Genomic DNA, 423 nt, shown 5'->3' on the forward strand with positions numbered 1-423 from the left:
CCAATCTGATCAAGCGATCTATTGATCTGCTGCGGCCGATCGTGGATGCCCAGACCGACAATGTTCTGCGCAGCCGGGTGTTGGCGATGGATGAGACGCCGATTAAAGCTGGCCACCAGGGTCGGGCAGGCCCACAAAAAGGCAAGATGAAATCCGGCTGGTTCTGGCCGTTATACGGCGATGCCGATGAAGTGGTGTTCACTTACTCGAACAGTCGAGGCCGAGCCCATATCGAGCAGGTACTGAACGAACAGTTCAGCGGAACTCTGATCAGTGACGGCTATGCTGCTTATGCCCGCTATGCCGCCGCACAGCAGAACATCATCCACGCGCAGTGCTGGGTGCACAGTCGTCGTTACTTCATTGAGGCGCAGAAGGACCACCCGATAACTGCCACCGAAGCCCTTCAGCAGATTGCCAAGC

The 423-nt window shown here is 56.7% G+C and carries 1 protein-coding gene; it reads left to right on the plus strand.

The window, feature by feature from the left end:
• Positions 1-423 (plus strand): IS66 family transposase (locus HZR81_RS23755; RefSeq protein WP_500129413.1); only part of this gene is annotated, 423 nt, incomplete at both ends.

Origin of the sequence: Pseudomonas sp. LM13 (assembly GCF_041381355.1) — a bacterium.
In the GTDB taxonomy this organism is placed as follows: Bacteria; Pseudomonadota; Gammaproteobacteria; order Pseudomonadales; family Pseudomonadaceae; genus Stutzerimonas; species Stutzerimonas frequens.